Below are 16,148 nucleotides of genomic sequence, written 5' to 3'. Positions count from 1 at the left end.
CCTTGTGCGGCCTTTTTCTCTCATTAAGACTCTTTTTTCACTCGATTTACGCCGAAAAAAGCTGACCTGACATCAGACTAACGAGAATTTTATGTTCAAACCGGAACTGCTCTCCCCGGCCGGTACGCTGAAAAATATGCGCTACGCCTTCGCCTATGGCGCGGATGCGGTGTATGCCGGCCAGCCCCGTTACAGCCTGCGGGTACGTAACAACGAATTTAACCACGAGAATCTGGCGCTGGGTATTAACGAAGCCCACAGCCTCGGTAAGAAATTTTACGTGGTGGTGAATATCGCTCCGCATAATGCCAAGCTGAAAACTTTTATCCGCGATCTCCGTCCGGTGGTGGAGATGGGGCCGGATGCGCTGATCATGTCCGATCCCGGCCTGATTATGATGGTGCGGGAAGCTTTCCCGGCGATGGACGTCCACCTTTCCGTGCAGGCAAATGCGGTAAACTGGGCAACGGTGAAATTCTGGCAGCAAATGGGGCTGACCCGGGTGATCCTCTCGCGCGAGCTCTCTCTTGAGGAGATTGCTGAGATTCGTCAGCAGGTGCCGGAGATGGAGCTGGAGATTTTTGTCCACGGCGCGCTGTGCATGGCTTACTCCGGCCGCTGCCTGCTTTCAGGCTATATCAACAAACGCGATCCCAATCAGGGAACCTGCACTAACGCCTGTCGCTGGGAGTATAAAGTTCAGGAAGGCAAGCAGGACGAGGTAGGCAATATCGTTCACCAGCATCAGCCGATTCCGGTGAAAAACGTCGAACCCACGCTGGGGGTTGGTGAGCCAACTGACAAAGTCTATATGATTGAAGAGTCGATGCGTCCGGGGGAGTATATGACCGCCTTCGAGGATGAGCACGGCACCTATATCATGAATTCCAAAGACCTGCGGGCGGTAGCGCATGTCGGGCAGCTGACGCAGATGGGGGTGCATTCGCTAAAAATCGAAGGCCGCACCAAGTCCTTTTACTATTGCGCGCGCACAGCTCAGGTTTACCGACGGGCCATTGATGATGCCGCAGCTGGCAAACCGTTCGATGCCAGCCTGCTGCATACGCTGGAAGGCCTGGCCCACCGTGGCTATACCGAAGGTTTTCTGCGCCGCCACACTCACGACAGTTATCAAAACTATGAGTACGGCCATTCCGCCTCCGATCGCCAGCAGTTTGTAGGCGAATTTACCGGCGAGCGTCGGGGCGAACTGGCGCTGGTGGATGTGAAAAACAAGTTCAGTAAAGGCGATAATCTTGAACTGATGACGCCCGCTGGCAACATCAATTTTGATCTGCTGTCGATGGAAAACAAGAAGCATGAGCCAACAGAGGTGGCGCCAGGTAACGGGCATTTTGTCTGGATCCCCATTCCGGAAGAGATTGACCTTTCCTACGCGCTTTTAATGCGAAATTTTCCAGATGCCCCGCTAAAACGCGCTGAATTTACAGAAAAAGCGGGTTAATTTACCTGATGTTACGGTTATTAGAAATTGATCACATAACCTTGCGCCCGATCTGGATAAGATGCGCTGGCTCAAAACGAGAAGATTAAACAGCAAGTTTTATCAGGAACCACCTCCTTGGCCCGTCCGGCTCCCCCGGACGGGCTTTTCTTTTCCGACTTCTTCCCTCCCGCCGCTGTGGCAAGATGTGCTATAACAGAATCAATTTCGGCCTGAACAGGTCACTCTTCACGGGATAACAGAGATGGACAAACAGCCAGTTACATTGCTGATACTGAATGGTAAAGGGGCAGGAAATGAAGAGCTGCGCGAGGCGATTTTTGCCCTGCGCGAGGAAGGTTATCCCATTGAAGTCCGAGTGACCTGGGAGAAAGGTGACGGCAAACGCTATCTCCAGGAGGCGGTTGAGCTGCAGGCAGATACCGTTGTTGCTGGCGGCGGCGACGGCACCATCAATGAGATAGCCACCGCACTGGCTGGCATCGAAGCCTCTTCTCGTCCGGTTTTGGGCATTATTCCTCTGGGCACGGCGAATGATTTTGCAACCAGCGCTGGCATCCCGGCGGAGATGGAAAATGCCCTGCGCCTGGCCATCTTGGGTAAAGCCACGCCTGTCGATATCGCCAGCGTCAACGGCAGCCATTATTTTATTAATATGGCAACAGGCGGCTTCGGCACCCGCATTACTACGGAAACGCCGGAGAAGCTCAAATCTGCGCTGGGTGGCGTTTCGTACTTTATTCATGGGCTGATGCGCATGGATACGCTCAAAGCAGACAGTTGCGAGCTGACGGGTCCCTACTTCAACTGGAAAGGGGATGCGCTGGTGATTGGCATTGGTAACGGTCGTCAGGCTGGCGGCGGGCAGCGCCTCTGTCCTTTTGCGCTGATCAACGATGGCAAACTGGAGCTAAGTATTGTGACTTCAAAAGAGATCCTGCCGACCCTTTTGAACTCAGTAATCGGTGGAGATGACGAGAACCCTAATATTATCCGCGCCTCGCTGCCGTGGCTGGAAATCACCGCCCCGCACGAGATGACGTTTAATCTGGATGGCGAGCCGCTGAGCGGCACCTCTTTCCGTATTGAAGTACTCCCCCATGCTATCTCCTGCCGTTTACCTCCATCCTGTGAGCTACTGGCCTGATGTAAAAGTGTGGAAAGAGCGCCCCGGATAACGTGCAAATTATTTTAAGGGCACGTTGTCTGGGTGAGCAGGTAGCACGGTCAGGGATGATGGGATGCCTGTGGCTTGCGTTAAGGGCACGTTGTCTTTATGTTTCGGTAACCCGGTCAGGGAGAGGGGGCTGAACACAAAAACGCCGTGAAATCATCCCTGATGGCTGCGAAGCAGCGTCCATGCCGCTTAGCTTTTGCTTATCAGCCCCCTCTCCCTTCCCCTCAGCGTTGGTGTTGCCTGTTTGAAAAAGCCAAAGCCAGTATCAAAGCTGGTTTTGACTTGTGCGGGCGCTAAACCTATCAACAACGCTAAATTTAACGGGTGGCGCCCCGGAGTGCCTTAGCCGAGTGTATGCCGCAGGGATGCGGCAGCGAGGCTTGCGCTAATGCTGCCCCGATAGATGGTTTAATATCTTGCACTACGACGTCTCGGATAACGTACTTTATGATGACGCCTTTTCACCGAACCCGATTTTGACCTGTGTGAACGCTAATCCCACCAACAATGCTGAATTTAACGGGTGGCGCCACAGAGTGCCTTAGCCGAGTGTCTGCCGCAGGGATCCGGCAGCCAGGCTTGCGCTAATGCTGCCCCGATAGATGGTTTAATATCTTGCACTACGGCGTCCCGGATAACGTGCTCTATGGTGACGCCTTTTCACCGCACCCGGTTTTGACCTGTGTGAACGCTAATCCCACCAACAATGCTGAATTTAACGGGTGGCGCCACAGAGTGCCTTAGCCGAGTGTCTGCCGCAGGGATGCGGCAGCGAGGCTTGCGCTAATGCTGCCCCGATAGATGGTTTAATATCTTGCACTACGGCGTCCCGGATAACGTGCTCTATGGTGACGCCTTTCCACGCAGCCGGTTTTGTTTTACGCCCTTTCCTTTGACCTCCCCTCGCCACAGAACCACATTTAATTAACACAGCCATAACCAATCCGCTAAATGTGATCCCGGTCGAACATTCAACGCAAGCAACTTGTATGGTAGTACGCCAAAGCGTATTTTTTCACCATTGCTTGTTGATAAGGACCCACCAGGATGAAAATAGTTAAAGCTGAAGTCTTCGTAACCTGCCCCGGCAGAAACTTTGTTACGGTTAAAATTACTACTGATGAAGGCCTGACCGGCATTGGTGATGCTACGCTGAATGGCCGTGAACTGCCGGTGGCGTCCTACCTGAAAGATCACGTCTGCCCACAGCTGATCGGCCGCAATGCCCATCAAATCGAAGACATCTGGCAATTCTTCTACAAAGGCGCTTACTGGCGTCGCGGTCCTGTCACCATGTCAGCTATTTCAGCCGTTGACCAGGCGCTGTGGGACATCAAAGGTAAAGCCGCCAATATGCCGCTTTATCAGCTGCTCGGCGGCGCTTCCCGTACCGGCGTAATGGTTTACTGCCACACTACCGGACACAGCATCGATGAGGTGATGGACGACTACGCCAGACATAAAGAGATGGGCTTTAAGGCTATCCGCGCGCAGTGTGGCGTTCCGGGCATGAAAACTACCTACGGTATGGCGAAAGGCAAAGGCCTGGCCTACGAGCCGGCAACCAAAGGCGACTGGCCGGAAGAGCAGCTGTGGTCAACCGAAAAATACCTCGACTTTACGCCGAAATTATTTGAAGCCATCCGTGATAAATTTGGTTTTGATGAGCACCTGTTGCACGATATGCATCACCGCCTGACGCCTATCGAAGCGGCCCGCTTCGGCAAAAGCGTAGAAGATTCTCGCCTGTTCTGGATGGAAGATCCTACACCTGCCGAAAATCAGGAAAGCTTCCGTCTGATCCGTCAGCACACCGTTACGCCAATCGCGGTAGGAGAAGTCTTCAACAGTATCTGGGACTGTAAACAGCTGATTGAAGAACAGCTGATTGACTACATCCGTACCACTATCACCCATGCCGGTGGTATCACCGGCATGCGCCGCATTGCTGATTTCGCTTCGCTTTATCAGGTCCGTACCGGATCTCATGGCCCTTCTGACCTCTCACCGATCTGCATGGCGGCCGCCCTGCACTTTGACCTCTGGGTGCCGAACTTCGGCGTGCAGGAATACATGGGTTATTCAGAGCAGATGATGGAAGTCTTCCAGCACAGCTGGACCTTCGACAATGGCTATATGCATCCTGGCGACAAGCCGGGCCTGGGCATCGAATTCGATGAGAAACTGGCCGCGAAATATCCCTATGAACCCGCTTATCTGCCGGTAGCCCGTCTGGAAGATGGCACGCTGTGGAACTGGTGAGGAGAAGAAGATGAAAAGTGTAGTCATTGAACGGCCGGGTGAACTTCAGGTTCAGGAGCGCCCGGCGCTCACCCCAGCCGCGGGCGAAGTCAGGGTCAAAGTTCAGTACGCCAGCATCTGCGGATCGGACGTCCACATCTGGCACGGCCATAACCCTTTTGCCCGTTATCCCCGGGTGATCGGTCACGAATTCTTTGGCCGGATTGACGCTGTAGGTGAAGGCGTGGACGCTTCCCGTGTGGGTGAACGCGTGGCGGTTGATCCTGTCGTCAGCTGCGGTCACTGCTACCCCTGCTCCATCGGTCGCCCGAACGTTTGCAGCGAATTGCAGGTCATCGGCGTCCATCGCGATGGCGGATTCAGCGAATACGCGGTTGCCCCGGCGGCAAACGCTTATCGCCTGCCTGAAAGCATTCCGGACAAGCTGGCAAGCCTGGTGGAACCTTTTACTATTGCAGCCAATATCACCGCGTTCCTTAAGCCGCAGCCCAACGACGTCGCGCTGATTTACGGTGCCGGCCCGATGGGCTTAACCGCGATACAGGTGCTGAAAGGCGTCTATAACGTTCGCAAAGTTATTGTTGCTGACCGCCTGCCGGAGCGCCTGGAGATGGCGCAGGCAAACGGGGCTGATGTGGTGCAGAATAACAGTGATATCCCGCTGGCTGCGCAGCTGGAAGGTGAACAGCCTACGCTGATTATCGATGCCGCCTGTCATCCCTCTATCTTGTCTGAAGCTGCAGCTCTGGCTTCTCCTGCCGGCCGCATCGGCCTGCTGGGCTTTTCTGGCGAGGCCTGTACGCTGACGCAACAAAGCCTGACCAGTAAAGAGCTGTCGCTGTTTACCTCTCGCCTTAACAGCCATCGCTTCCCTGAAGTGATCGGCTGGATGGAACAAGGCCTGATCCAACCAGAGAAACTGGTTACCCACTATCTGCCGCTCAGCGAGATCGAGCAGGCGATGACGCTGTTTGAAAAAGATCCACGAAGCTGCTGTAAGGTCATCTTAGCCGTGGAATAACCACCGGGCTTGCCGGTGAACAGCCGGCAAGAGTTATCCTACTTATTATAAATATAATCAAGGAATTACAATGTTCAAAAACCTACGTTGGACTATCGTACTTCTGCTGTTCATGGTCTACATGATCAATTACCTCGATCGTGTCGCCCTGTCACTCACCGTGCCGATGATTGAAAAAGATCTGATGCTCAACGCCGAGCAGTTTGGCCTGATCTTTGGCAGCTTCTTCTTCGGCTACGCTATTTTCAACTTTATTGGCGGCCTGGCGACGGACAAATTTGGCCCGACGCTGGTGATGGGTATTGCCGTAGGCATGTGGTCGCTGTTTTGCGGTCTGACCGCCGTCGCCACCGGCTTCTGGTCGATGCTGATCCTGCGCGTGCTGTTTGGTATGGCTGAAGGGCCGATATGCGCCTCTGCCAACAAAGCCATTAACGGCTGGTTCCCCAAGAAACAGGCCGCCACGGCAATGGGCTTCCTTAGTGCCGGTTCGCCTCTTGGCGGCGCGGTAGCTGGCCCGATTATCGGTTACCTGGCCCTCGCTTTCGGCTGGCGTCCGGCGTTTGTGATCATCTGTTCCATAGGCATCGTCTGGATGGTGGTCTGGTTCTTTATCGCTTCCGATAACCCGCTGAAAAGCCGTCGCGTCAGCGAAGAAGAGCGCGCGCTGGTCGCGAAACTGAAAGAGGAGCAGACCAGCCCGGATGAAGAGCTTGCTCAGGCCGCTCATGGACTCGGTTATTACCTGCGTCAGCCAATTATCCTGGTCACCGCTTTCGCCTTCTTCTGCTACAACTACATCCTGTTCTTCTTCCTGAGCTGGTTCCCGGCTTATCTGGTGCAGGCGCACAACCTCGATATCAAATCGATGAGTATGACCACCATGATCCCGTGGATTGTCGGCTTTGTGGGTCTGGCGCTGGGCGGCTGGATCTCCGATAAAATCTTTAATATCACCGGTAAGCTGCTGCTCTCGCGTAAAATTGTGCTGGTCGTTTCGCTCCTGGCCGCCGCCATCTGCGTTGCGCTGGCCGGTTCGGTGAAAGGGGTTTATCCGGCCGTGATCCTGATGTCCGTATCGATCTTCTTCCTCTATATCACCGGGGCAATCTACTGGGCGATTATTCAGGATGTGGTGCATAAAAGCCGCGTGGGTGGGATCAGCGGATTCATCCATCTTATTGGTAGCCTCTCAGGCATCGTAGGCCCGATCGTCACCGGTTATATCGTGCATCACACCGGTAAATTCGACAGCGCCTTTGTTCTGGCAGGCTGCGTGGCTGCGGTCGGCGCGCTGCTGGTATTCTTTGTTATCAAAAGCCCGAAGACGCAAAATAAAGCGGTTTCAGTGTGACATAGCGGCGGGCGTTTCGGCGCCCGCCAGAAAAAAAGGGACATTCCATGCTTTCACTTGACCATCTCTCCCCGGACGTCGTACTGCCAGATTATGATCGTGAGGCGCTGCGCGTCCGCATGGTACATATCGGATTTGGCGCGTTTCACCGCGCCCATCAGGCCGTCTGCAGCGACAGGCTGGCCAGCGAACAGGGTAGCGACTGGGGCTATTGCGAAGTTAACCTTAACAGCGGCGAACTGATTCAGGCGCTGAAAGAGCAGAACGGCTGTTACACCGTGGCGGAAATGGCTGGCGACGAAATGTCACTGCGGGTCATTGGCGTGGTGAAGCAGGCCCTGCATGGCAAATCAGATGGCATTGAGGCGGTTATTGAAGCGCTGGCGCAACCTGATGTGGCTATCGTCTCCATGACCGTTACGGAAAAGGGTTACTGTTATGAACCTTCCAGCGGCAAGCTGGACCTCTCGCACCCTTCAATTGTGCATGACATTGCCCACCCTGAAGCGCCCCACTCTCTGCCCGGTATTATTCTTGCGGCTATTCTCCGCCGTCGCGAACGCCAGCTGGCGCCTTTCAGCGTGATGTCCTGCGACAACATGCCGGAAAACGGCCACGTTACCCGCAATGTGGTACTCGGCCTGGCAGAGAAGCAGAGCAGCGAACTGGCGCAGTGGATCTCTGCCAACGTCACCTTCCCTTCCACCATGGTGGACCGCATCGTTCCGGCAATGACTGATGAAACGCATGCCGCCATGCGGGAAAAACTGGGCTGTGACGATCCGGTCAGCGTGGTGTGTGAGCCGTTCCTGCAATGGGTCATTGAGGACAACTTTGTCAGTGGTCGTCCGCAATGGGAAAAAGCGGGTGCTGAACTGGTCAGCGACGTGCTGCCTTTTGAAGAGATGAAGCTGCGGATGCTGAACGGCAGCCACTCGTTTCTGGCCTATCTGGGCAACCTGGCAGGCTATGAGCATATCAGCGACTGTATGGCCGATCCCTCGTTTCGTCAGGCGGCGCTGCAGCTGATGCTCGATGAACAGGCTCCTACTCTGCACACCACCGGCGTAGACCTGGCGGCTTATGCTCATTCGCTAATCGCCCGTTATGAAAACCTGGCGATTAAACACCGTACGGCGCAGATCGCCAATGACGGGACGCAAAAACTGCCTCAGCGCTGGCTGGACAGCATTCGCTGGCACCTGTTGCACGGCGGCAACTATGATTTGCTGGCGTTAGGCGTGGCGGGCTGGATGCGTTATGTCAGCGGTGTTAACGAGCAGGGCCAGCCCATTGAAATTCGCGATCCGATGAGCACGCTGCTGGCTCAGCGCGTGGCCGAAACGCCAGAAGGCGAAGCTCGCGTTGCCGCACTGCTCTCTTTAAAGGCGGTCTTTGGCGATGATTTGCCTGCTCAACCGGCGTTCGTTGCTAAAGTGAACCATTTCTCGGAACTTTTGCGGAAAAAAGGGGCGAAAGAGACGGTAAAACTTGTCCTGGCTCCGGCTTGAGTGAATAAGCGCTGGCGAACGGTCAGCGCCCTGTTTAGACTTAGACTTTCAGATAAGGGCATCCGCCCCTGCTTTACCCCTTAAGCGGTTGGAATGAGGGTTGTTCAAGCATTCCTTCTGCAGGGATCTATAGGGATATATTTGAATGTCTATAGCTTACATTATTACGGCCAGCGAACCGGTAAATCAGCAAATTTACCGGTTTTTGCGCCAGGACATTGTGACATGTGCGATCCCGCCAGGCTCGCTGCTGTCTGAAAAAGAAGTCTCAACCCGCTTCAGCGTTTCCCGCCAGCCGGTGCGGGAGGCGTTCATCAAGCTTGCGGAAGCGGGATTGGTGCAGGTTTTACCGCAGCGCGGCACCTTTGTGCGCAAAATTTCCGCCAAGCGTGTGGCCGATGGCCGTTTTATCCGCGAGGCGGTAGAAGTCTCCGTTATTCGCCGCGCCGCGCTGGAAGCGTCTGCCGACTCCCTCTCTCAGCTTGAACAGAATCTTCAGTTGCAGAAGATGGCCGCCGACAGGCATGACAGCCAGGCCTTTTTGCTGCTGGATGATGAGTTTCATCGCCTGATAGCGCAAAGCATCCACTGCGAGCTGGCCTGGGAAACCGTGGAAAATATCAAAGCGGCCATGGACCGCGTGCGCTTCCTGACGCTGAGCAAAGTCTCCCCGCCTGAAAGTCTGATTGAACAGCACTACGAGATCTATCACGCGCTGGTTGCCAGGGATGTGGATGGCGCAGAGCAAGCCCTTCGCCGCCATCTGCAGGAGATGATCTTCTCCATCACGCCAATCGCTGAACAGAACAGCGAGTGGTTTGAGAAACCGTTATAACGCTGGCCATCTCTGCAGGGGATAGAGTGCCATGCGAATGTTAAACAGATAGAACAGCGGCCTGAACAGGGCCATATCGGAACGGCACAGCTCCTCGGTCTTAATCAGCAGTCTGTTCAGCTCCGCCAGTAATGAAGCTGGCGGCTCCAGCCGGCTATTCTTCAGCCGCTGTTTCAGATACTGATTGATCTCAAACATCACCGCATCGGTCTCCAACTGGTGTTCTTTGATCACTTCCTGATGCCGGACATAAAAATCGTAGCAGTTCACCCCCAGCCAGATTTCCGTGATCAGGTTGCCGCCCAGCGCAACCTCCGGCGTCGGGTCAATTTTATTACGCGGCAAAATAATGTTGATCTTATCAATCTGGCTGGCGACAAAGTGCTGCCGTGCCAGCAGAGAAGAAGCATTAATTTTGATCTCGCTGGTAAACTGCAGCAGCTCTTTTACCCCTTTTCTTAACACCCTTCTCGCGGTCCAGGCGGGTCTTTTGTTACGAATAATCGCCGTGACTATCACCGCCAGCAGAATCCCCGCGATGGTTGAAATTGAGGCGTTAATAATCGACAGCAGGTCAGGCTTAAGATGATGAGTCATGCCGATAAAACCCGGGATCTGGGTGGCGATAATCAGCCCGATAAAATTGGTTGCGGGGTTAGCAATCACCAGTCCCAGCGCCAGTAAGCCGGGCGCCAGGCAGATAATCAGTGACTCAAAGCTCACGGTCATCGGGATCAGCAGTCCCACGTACAGAATACTGATGACGATGGCGATCAGCACACCTTTGAGGAAGACTTTCATTGAGGCAATCGGGCTGTCGAGCGAGGCGAAAAACGAGCAGACCACCGCGGCAATCATCGGTGTTGATGAGCCATCCTTCCAGCCCGTGCCGATCCAGAACAGACAGCCAAGCAGGGTCGCCGCGAAAGCGGTAAATGCGGAGAGCAGGATCAGGCCTTTGTCCGCATGCTTCCTGATCAGTTTTTGGCTGCCGCGCTGCTTTTGTCGGCCCAGCTGGCCGACGCGCTCTTTGGCCCCGAAATAGGAGTCAGCAATGCGGATAAAATTGAGTAAACGCTCCAGCAGACCGGTCAGCAGCAGCCCCTCTTCCGCGTTCATCTCACCGCTATTGTAGAGAGATTTGATTTTTTCCTGTGCCGCAGCAATCTCGTTTTCAATGGCCACAGCCTGTCCGCTCTGTTCCGGGCTGTTCAGCCAGACCAGGAACCGGCTGAAGGTTTCGGCAATAAACTCAGGAAACTGGATGCCCTGCTCTGCCAGCAGGCTCAGGCGCTTTTCAATCGCGGTCAGCGTAGGGATCAGGTAAGAGAGATGCTGATACTGCGCTCCCACCAGCCGGATCAGTTTCCTGGCTGAGTCCCCTTCATAGACGCAGTGGGTGATCAAAGCTTCAACGGCGAGAGGGTAATTAGCCATCTGCACCAGAATCTGGTCGCGCTCCGGCGAGCTTGATTTGGACCCGGCGGTCAGCAGTTCATTACAGACGCTTTTCGCGCTTTCAAACCAGTTACTGACGCTGTTCTCCAGCAGATTACGCATGCGTACCGGAAACACCAGCATATGTACCAGGCTGCTGCAGATAATCGCTACGGTTATCTCCTCGATACGGGAAATCACGGTATAGGTAATAGAGAGCGGGGTGGTGACGTCAGCAAAGCCCATTATCGCCGCGCTGTAACCCGCCAGCATAAAGACGTAGCTTTTGGGCGTGCGGTCATGCAGGGAGAGACAGAGGCAACAGGCGACCCACAAAGAGACGCTGAGGCTGAAGAGTACGGGGTGCGTGACGGTGACAGGATAGATCAGAAAAATAAAGATGCCGCCCAGCACCGTACCCAGAAAGCGGAACAGCGCTTTTGACAGAGTGGAAGCAGAATAGAGCTGGGAAATCACATAAACCGAAACCATGGCCCAGGCGGGTTTATCGAGATTGAGTTCCAGGGCGATATATAAGGCAAAAAACGCGGCAATGCAGGTTTTAATGGCGAACAGGATCGCATTTTTCGATAACCACTTCATCTCTGCTTCAGGGCTCGTGAATGTCAAAAATCCTATTTTATCCTGTTCAGCCTGTAACAGGCGCGGTTCGCAGCCCGATAGTTTGTAACAAAATAATCACATAGCGGGAAAGTTCGCCCGCTATGTGACCAGGCAAGCCAGTGATGATTTGGACTTCATCCACCCGCAACTGAACCCGCTACCACCAGCGGTGAAAATGATGCACCGGGCCAATGCCTTTGCCCACTTCCAGCGAGTCTGCCTGCTCCAGTGCGCCCTGCAACCAGGCTTTCGCCTCCTGCACCGTAGTCGCCCAGTTATCATGGCGTGGTCTGAGCGCGGCCAGCGCGGCGGAGAGAGTACAGCCTGTGCCGTGAGTATTTTTAGTGGCTACGCGGGGCGCGGTAAAACGCAGCTCCTGCTGAGGCGTGAAGAGCCAGTCCGGGCTCTCTTTATCGCTGAGATGTCCCCCTTTCATCAGCACGGCTTCGCAACCCAGCGCCAGTAAAGCCCTGCCCTGCTGCCTCATCTCTTCTTCCGTTTGCGCCGGGTCACACTCCAGCAGGGCGGCAGCTTCAGGCAGGTTAGGCGTGATCAGTGAAACCTGTGGCAGCAGGATCTCCCGGAGCGTACTCACCGCCTGAGACGAGAGCAAAGGATCGCCACTTTTTGCCAGCATCACCGTATCCAGCACGATCCACGGTACGGCGGCTGACTTCAGCCCTTCAGCCACCGCCTCAACGATATCGCATTCCGCCAGCATACCGATTTTCACGCTGTCGATGCGGACATCGCTCAGCACCGAGGCGAGTTGGGCTGCGACAAAATCTGGCCCGATGCGGCAGACCGACTGCACGCCCTGAGTATTCTGCGCCACCAGCGCGGTGATCACGCTGGTGCCATAAACGCCAAGCGCCGAAAAGGTTTTCAGATCGGCCTGGATGCCAGCGCCGCCGCTCGGATCGGTGCCTGCTATTGTTAAAGCATTGATGCGTTTCATGCCTGCACCTCCAGGCGGTAGAGCTGGTCGAGAAACAGTGAAACAAAACTGCCTGGCCCGCTGGCGGCGTTCGCCGCCCGTTCTCCCGCCAGGCTCATCACCCGGCAGGCGCTGGCAACGTGCACCAGTCTGTCGCCAGGCAGTGCCGTGAAGCCAGCCACCACGGCTGAAAGCGCGCAGCCGGTTCCCACCACCCGCGTCATTAACCCTGAACCGCCCGGGATCGCCATCACGCGTGCGCCGTCGGTGACATAATCCGTTTCGCCACTTACCGCAACTATCGCCCCCGTTGACAGAGCCAGCAGAGAGGCAGCTTCCAGCGCGGCCGAGGAGTGATGAAGGCTGTCGACCCCACGCCCGGTAACCGCCTGCCTTGCCAGAGCCATAATTTCAGAGGCGTTACCCCGAACAGCCGCAGGCCGGTATTCCAGCAGCTGCTGGCAGAAGTCGCTGCGGAACGTCAGCGCGCCGACGGCTACCGGATCCAGCGTCCAGGGACGCTGCGCCTGGCCTGCGGCTTTCACTGCCGCCAGCATGGCATGGCTTCGCGACCGGGTCAGCGTCCCCACATTAATCAGCACTGCATCCGCAATGGCGCTGAACTGTTCTGCTTCTTGCGGATCGATAACCATTGCCGGTGATGCGCCCAGCGCCAGCAGCACATTGGCTGTAAAGGTTTGCACCACATCATTGGTCAGGCAGTGGATCAGGGGCGATTTTTCGCGGAAAAGATCAAGAGAGGCAACGGCGTCCGCCGCCGTGAAGGTGTGAGGTTGGATCATGATAAAGCTCCCAACCGGCGATCAAGAAGGCGATGCGGTCAGGCATCTGACTTCCCTCCGCTGGCATTATCCAGTTCAGGTTCGACGGGTTTTTCTCAGCCCTTGCTTTGCAAGTAAGGGCACCCCGAGTCATTTAACATTGTGCTGCTGTCTGCCAGCTTAGGAGAAGTGATTTAGCGATGCAAGCTTGCCAGCAAAGGATATAGCCTTAGCTATGTTTAAGTTCTTTGACATTATTTCTTATAGCTCTGTTAAGCCGTTGGGCGCTCGTTCCAGGCATCATGCGCCAGCAAATTGCCATCTTTGTACAAATGGGTGATTTTTTCATAATTTAGCGCCACCTCTTCCATATGACCTGTTCCCGGGTAGCCTCGCGTATCGTGCATTACAGGGCTGACAGAAACCACTTTCACACTCTCCAGCGTAATCCGGTAATACTCCACCTCTTGCCCTGCATAATCAATATGGTAGAAGCGGAATTCAGCAGTTCTGAGCATTTGGCCCGTTGCCGCAGCCTTAAAAAGATAAGGAGAGGCACTATCCAGTTCCTTAGTAAATTGAAAGGGTGAATGCTGACGAGTGCCGGTGACTTTGCCGGTCATTGGGTCTGTCGGGATGGTTAAACTGTGGTGCAAACTTCGTAGCTCAATGCTTCCTTCACGATCTGCAACATCAGAAGAACCACGAATAATTGCGCCGCCGTCATCGGTCAAAAAAAGATGTACTGGTACCGCCATTTATTAAGCTCCTTGCTCTTTATTAGTCGTACAACCATTTCCCCGCTTTTGCTGACTCGATCAGCATACCGATAGTGAAATCAGGAACGGGGATTGGTTCGATCTTTTTGAAAAAATTCCATGTAAAAGGCATATCGGGATAGTAGGTTTCAATCTTGAAGTTTCCTCGTTGAACATTGAATTTCTCAAAGAAATCATTCATCAGATCTTCAGCTTCAAGTTCATCAATACTTAAATCGGTATCAAGATCAGTTTCCGGTGTTAATTGCACCTTCTTAATATTGAACAGGTACGTACCAGCATAAGGCCGTACATGCTCGTAAATTCGCTCCTCAATACTCTCTACCATAATTTATCACTCTCTCTTGCGATGATGTTGTAGTCGCGAATAGTGCGGTAGGTGATTTGCGAAACATCAGAAGCAAGAATAATCACACCGATCAGGGGAATCGAGCGACCAACGAAAGGCGCAATATTGCGAACCATAACACGGTTGGCTGTCCAGGGCGTATACCCCCTAACCACGTAGGTAAGGCAATGCCAAAAGGGAATTTAGTCTTTCTAAATAACATTCGTGCACCCTTCGAGGCATAAGAAGTCCCCTTGGTAGCATTAGCAAATTTGCCTCTGGTACCTAAGTTGTTTCTGCCCGATACAATGGCAACAACCGCCCCAAAATCGGCCATGCCGATCCCAAATTGGCTGGCTGTATTTTCACAAAAAATCATAAACAGAAGCTGGGCAGCGTTCAGGTTAGATTTACCCGCATAAAAGTATGTTCCGTTTAGTTCCTCTATCGTATCCACTTTACAATCCCTTGCAATCCTTGTGGGAACACAATTATAGCGGCGAAAAAAAGCACTGTCTATAAACTAACTTCCCGGATTGATTTATCAGAAGATAATTATCCGCTTGTGGCAAGAGAATATTGGTGCTTAATTAAAACAGGAAGAAAATTCATTACTGATAATTGTTACTTTACTATCGACGCCAATAATATTTAATTCTGCACTCACCAAGTGATGAAGTTAAAAATGTATAGATACACGCTTCTGTGCTTATTTTTTCCTGCCGTAAAGTGGAGAGAGAGGAAAATTGCTTATGTTACTCCCTTCCACCGTTACTCTCAGCCTCACCTTTGGCGAAAGCCCGACAATACGTTACTCTTAGCCCATTCCTGTCACAGTAAAGATCGCAACGCGAAGGATTATGACCAGACCGCTTAATGAACAGTACGGCATCAGCGTGGAAGCCCTGAAGATGCTGCAATACCTGAAACAGATTGCCCGTGGAGATCGTGGTTTCTCTATCCTCGACACCACTCTGAATCACCGCTGCAACGTGACGCCGCCCGATAACTTCAGGCTGCTGGATCAGCTTTTTGAAGCGGGGAAAATTGACTATGACTATCGTGGCACCGGACTGGATGGTGAGCGTCACGTGAAGCCAGTATGGTGACCAGATGAAGATACGCCCCTTTACGGAAACGGACCGCCCTTTCCTGCGCACGCTGTTTCTTGCGTCACGCAAGGCAAACTGGCACTGGCTGGATGAGAGCGACTGGCGGCTGGAAGATTTTGACCGTGCGACCCTGGGCGAGCGCATTCTGGTAGCTGAAGATGACGGGCATCGTACCGGTTTCGCTGCTGTGCTGCCCAACGACAATTTCCTGCACAGTCTGTTTGTTGATCCGGCGTGGCAAGGTAAGGGTGTGGGGCGTCTTCTTTTGCAAGCTGTGCAAAACGACTTCACCTCCACCGGCGCACTGAAGTGCATGAAGGCCAACACGCTGGCGGTCGCCTTTTATCAGCATCATGGCTGGGAGGTGGTTTCGGATGGCGAGAGCGAGCACGGTGAATACTGGCTGATGCACTATGTGCTGTAAGCCAGGACTGGATATCATTTTCTGCGTAAATTTATCAACAGGTTCTGCCTGGCGCAGGCAGTACCTGTTGTCTGACAGGAATATCAGAGGCCGCACCCTG

General features: G+C 53.9%; 14 protein-coding genes, 1 pseudogene and 1 riboswitch. Of the genes and pseudogenes, 9 read left to right on the top strand and 6 right to left on the bottom strand.

Translation table 11 applies throughout. From position 1 onward, the window contains the following. The first annotated feature begins 91 nt into the window (after positions 1 to 91). The 7 genes from trhP (at position 92) to Q3V30_RS07225 (ending at position 9,625) form a co-directional block, all read left to right on the top strand. Complete coding sequence (gene trhP / locus Q3V30_RS07255; RefSeq protein ID WP_306211802.1) at positions 92 to 1,465, top strand: prephenate-dependent tRNA uridine(34) hydroxylase TrhP; 1,374 nt, start codon at positions 92 to 94, stop codon at positions 1,463 to 1,465. A 244-nt stretch (positions 1,466 to 1,709) separates the two neighbouring features. After that, entirely contained in the window at positions 1,710 to 2,612 is a 903-nt protein-coding gene (gene yegS, locus Q3V30_RS07250) for a lipid kinase YegS (RefSeq protein WP_306211801.1), read from the top strand. Positions 2,613 to 3,689: 1,077 nt separating this feature from the next. Beyond that, a complete protein-coding gene (manD, locus tag Q3V30_RS07245; protein WP_306211799.1) occupies positions 3,690 to 4,904 on the top strand; it encodes a D-mannonate dehydratase ManD in 1,215 nt (404 codons plus the stop codon). A gap of 10 nt (positions 4,905 to 4,914) precedes the next feature. Continuing rightward, on the top strand, positions 4,915 to 5,925 hold the full coding sequence (locus tag Q3V30_RS07240) for a Zn-dependent oxidoreductase (protein ID WP_306211797.1): 1,011 nt from the start codon (positions 4,915 to 4,917) through the stop codon (positions 5,923 to 5,925). A gap of 70 nt (positions 5,926 to 5,995) precedes the next feature. Then, positions 5,996 to 7,279, top strand: a complete 1,284-nt coding sequence (locus Q3V30_RS07235) for an MFS transporter (protein ID WP_306211795.1) — start codon at positions 5,996 to 5,998, stop codon at positions 7,277 to 7,279. A 47-nt stretch (positions 7,280 to 7,326) separates the two neighbouring features. Continuing rightward, positions 7,327 to 8,790 (top strand): mannitol dehydrogenase family protein, encoded by a 1,464-nt coding sequence (locus Q3V30_RS07230; protein WP_306211793.1) that lies wholly within the window; start codon positions 7,327 to 7,329, stop codon positions 8,788 to 8,790. Between the two features lie 145 nt (positions 8,791 to 8,935). Beyond that, on the top strand, positions 8,936 to 9,625 hold the full coding sequence (locus tag Q3V30_RS07225) for a GntR family transcriptional regulator (RefSeq protein WP_306211791.1): 690 nt from the start codon (positions 8,936 to 8,938) through the stop codon (positions 9,623 to 9,625). On the opposite strand, the gene Q3V30_RS07220 is transcribed toward Q3V30_RS07225, so the two are convergent. From Q3V30_RS07220 to Q3V30_RS07195, 6 genes and pseudogenes are all read right to left on the bottom strand, one after another. Then, entirely contained in the window at positions 9,620 to 11,665 is a 2,046-nt protein-coding gene (locus tag Q3V30_RS07220) for an FUSC family protein (RefSeq protein WP_306211788.1), read from the bottom strand. The two genes, Q3V30_RS07225 and Q3V30_RS07220, sit on opposite strands and share 6 nt — an antisense overlap. 178 nt (positions 11,666 to 11,843) lie before the next feature. Further along, on the bottom strand, positions 11,844 to 12,644 hold the full coding sequence (thiD, locus tag Q3V30_RS07215) for a bifunctional hydroxymethylpyrimidine kinase/phosphomethylpyrimidine kinase (RefSeq protein ID WP_306211786.1): 801 nt from the start codon (positions 12,642 to 12,644) through the stop codon (positions 11,844 to 11,846). Beyond that, positions 12,641 to 13,426, bottom strand: coding sequence for a hydroxyethylthiazole kinase (gene thiM / locus Q3V30_RS07210; protein WP_306211784.1), 786 nt, complete (start codon positions 13,424 to 13,426; stop codon positions 12,641 to 12,643). The genes thiD and thiM overlap by 4 nt, the downstream gene beginning before the upstream one ends. A 35-nt stretch (positions 13,427 to 13,461) precedes the next feature. Next, positions 13,462 to 13,563: riboswitch (TPP riboswitch) on the bottom strand. A gap of 114 nt (positions 13,564 to 13,677) precedes the next feature. Continuing rightward, positions 13,678 to 14,163 carry an Hcp family type VI secretion system effector gene (locus Q3V30_RS07205; RefSeq protein WP_306211782.1) on the bottom strand — a complete coding sequence of 162 codons (486 nt, stop codon included), beginning with the start codon at positions 14,161 to 14,163 and terminating at the stop codon, positions 13,678 to 13,680. A gap of 22 nt (positions 14,164 to 14,185) precedes the next feature. Then, positions 14,186 to 14,512, bottom strand: a complete 327-nt coding sequence (locus Q3V30_RS07200; protein WP_306211780.1) for a DUF1493 family protein — start codon at positions 14,510 to 14,512, stop codon at positions 14,186 to 14,188. Continuing rightward, positions 14,506 to 14,969, bottom strand: a pseudogene (locus Q3V30_RS07195) (STM2901 family protein). The gene Q3V30_RS07200 and the pseudogene Q3V30_RS07195 overlap by 7 nt, the downstream one beginning before the upstream one ends. 403 nt (positions 14,970 to 15,372) lie before the next feature. Between Q3V30_RS07195 and Q3V30_RS07190 the strand changes: the two are divergent. Both Q3V30_RS07190 and Q3V30_RS07185 read left to right on the top strand, forming a co-directional pair. After that, positions 15,373 to 15,621 carry a hypothetical protein gene (locus Q3V30_RS07190; RefSeq protein ID WP_306211778.1) on the top strand — a complete coding sequence of 83 codons (249 nt, stop codon included), beginning with the start codon at positions 15,373 to 15,375 and terminating at the stop codon, positions 15,619 to 15,621. 4 nt (positions 15,622 to 15,625) lie between these two features. Further along, positions 15,626 to 16,048 carry a GNAT family N-acetyltransferase gene (locus Q3V30_RS07185; protein WP_306211776.1) on the top strand — a complete coding sequence of 141 codons (423 nt, stop codon included), beginning with the start codon at positions 15,626 to 15,628 and terminating at the stop codon, positions 16,046 to 16,048. The last annotated feature ends 100 nt before the right edge of the window (positions 16,049 to 16,148 follow it).

Source organism: Erwinia pyri (assembly GCF_030758455.1).
GTDB classification, from domain to species: Bacteria; Pseudomonadota; Gammaproteobacteria; order Enterobacterales; family Enterobacteriaceae; genus Erwinia; species Erwinia pyri.
This window is presented reverse-complemented; position numbering and strand designations above follow the sequence as displayed.

Excerpts from the sequence above, each read along its gene's own strand:
- trhP (WP_306211802.1), top strand. The coding sequence starts at position 92 with ATGTTCAAACCGGAACTGCTCTCCCCGGCCGGTACGCTGAAAAATATG.
- yegS (WP_306211801.1), top strand. The coding sequence starts at position 1,710 with ATGGACAAACAGCCAGTTACATTGCTGATACTGAATGGTAAAGGGGCA.
- manD (WP_306211799.1), top strand. The coding sequence starts at position 3,690 with ATGAAAATAGTTAAAGCTGAAGTCTTCGTAACCTGCCCCGGCAGAAAC.
- Q3V30_RS07240 (WP_306211797.1), top strand. The coding sequence starts at position 4,915 with ATGAAAAGTGTAGTCATTGAACGGCCGGGTGAACTTCAGGTTCAGGAG.
- Q3V30_RS07235 (WP_306211795.1), top strand. The coding sequence starts at position 5,996 with ATGTTCAAAAACCTACGTTGGACTATCGTACTTCTGCTGTTCATGGTC.
- Q3V30_RS07230 (WP_306211793.1), top strand. The coding sequence starts at position 7,327 with ATGCTTTCACTTGACCATCTCTCCCCGGACGTCGTACTGCCAGATTAT.
- Q3V30_RS07225 (WP_306211791.1), top strand. The coding sequence starts at position 8,936 with ATGTCTATAGCTTACATTATTACGGCCAGCGAACCGGTAAATCAGCAA.
- Q3V30_RS07220 (WP_306211788.1), bottom strand. The coding sequence starts at position 11,665 with ATGAAGTGGTTATCGAAAAATGCGATCCTGTTCGCCATTAAAACCTGC.
- thiD (WP_306211786.1), bottom strand. The coding sequence starts at position 12,644 with ATGAAACGCATCAATGCTTTAACAATAGCAGGCACCGATCCGAGCGGC.
- thiM (WP_306211784.1), bottom strand. The coding sequence starts at position 13,426 with ATGATCCAACCTCACACCTTCACGGCGGCGGACGCCGTTGCCTCTCTT.
- Q3V30_RS07205 (WP_306211782.1), bottom strand. The coding sequence starts at position 14,163 with ATGGCGGTACCAGTACATCTTTTTTTGACCGATGACGGCGGCGCAATT.
- Q3V30_RS07200 (WP_306211780.1), bottom strand. The coding sequence starts at position 14,512 with ATGGTAGAGAGTATTGAGGAGCGAATTTACGAGCATGTACGGCCTTAT.
- Q3V30_RS07190 (WP_306211778.1), top strand. The coding sequence starts at position 15,373 with ATGACCAGACCGCTTAATGAACAGTACGGCATCAGCGTGGAAGCCCTG.
- Q3V30_RS07185 (WP_306211776.1), top strand. The coding sequence starts at position 15,626 with ATGAAGATACGCCCCTTTACGGAAACGGACCGCCCTTTCCTGCGCACG.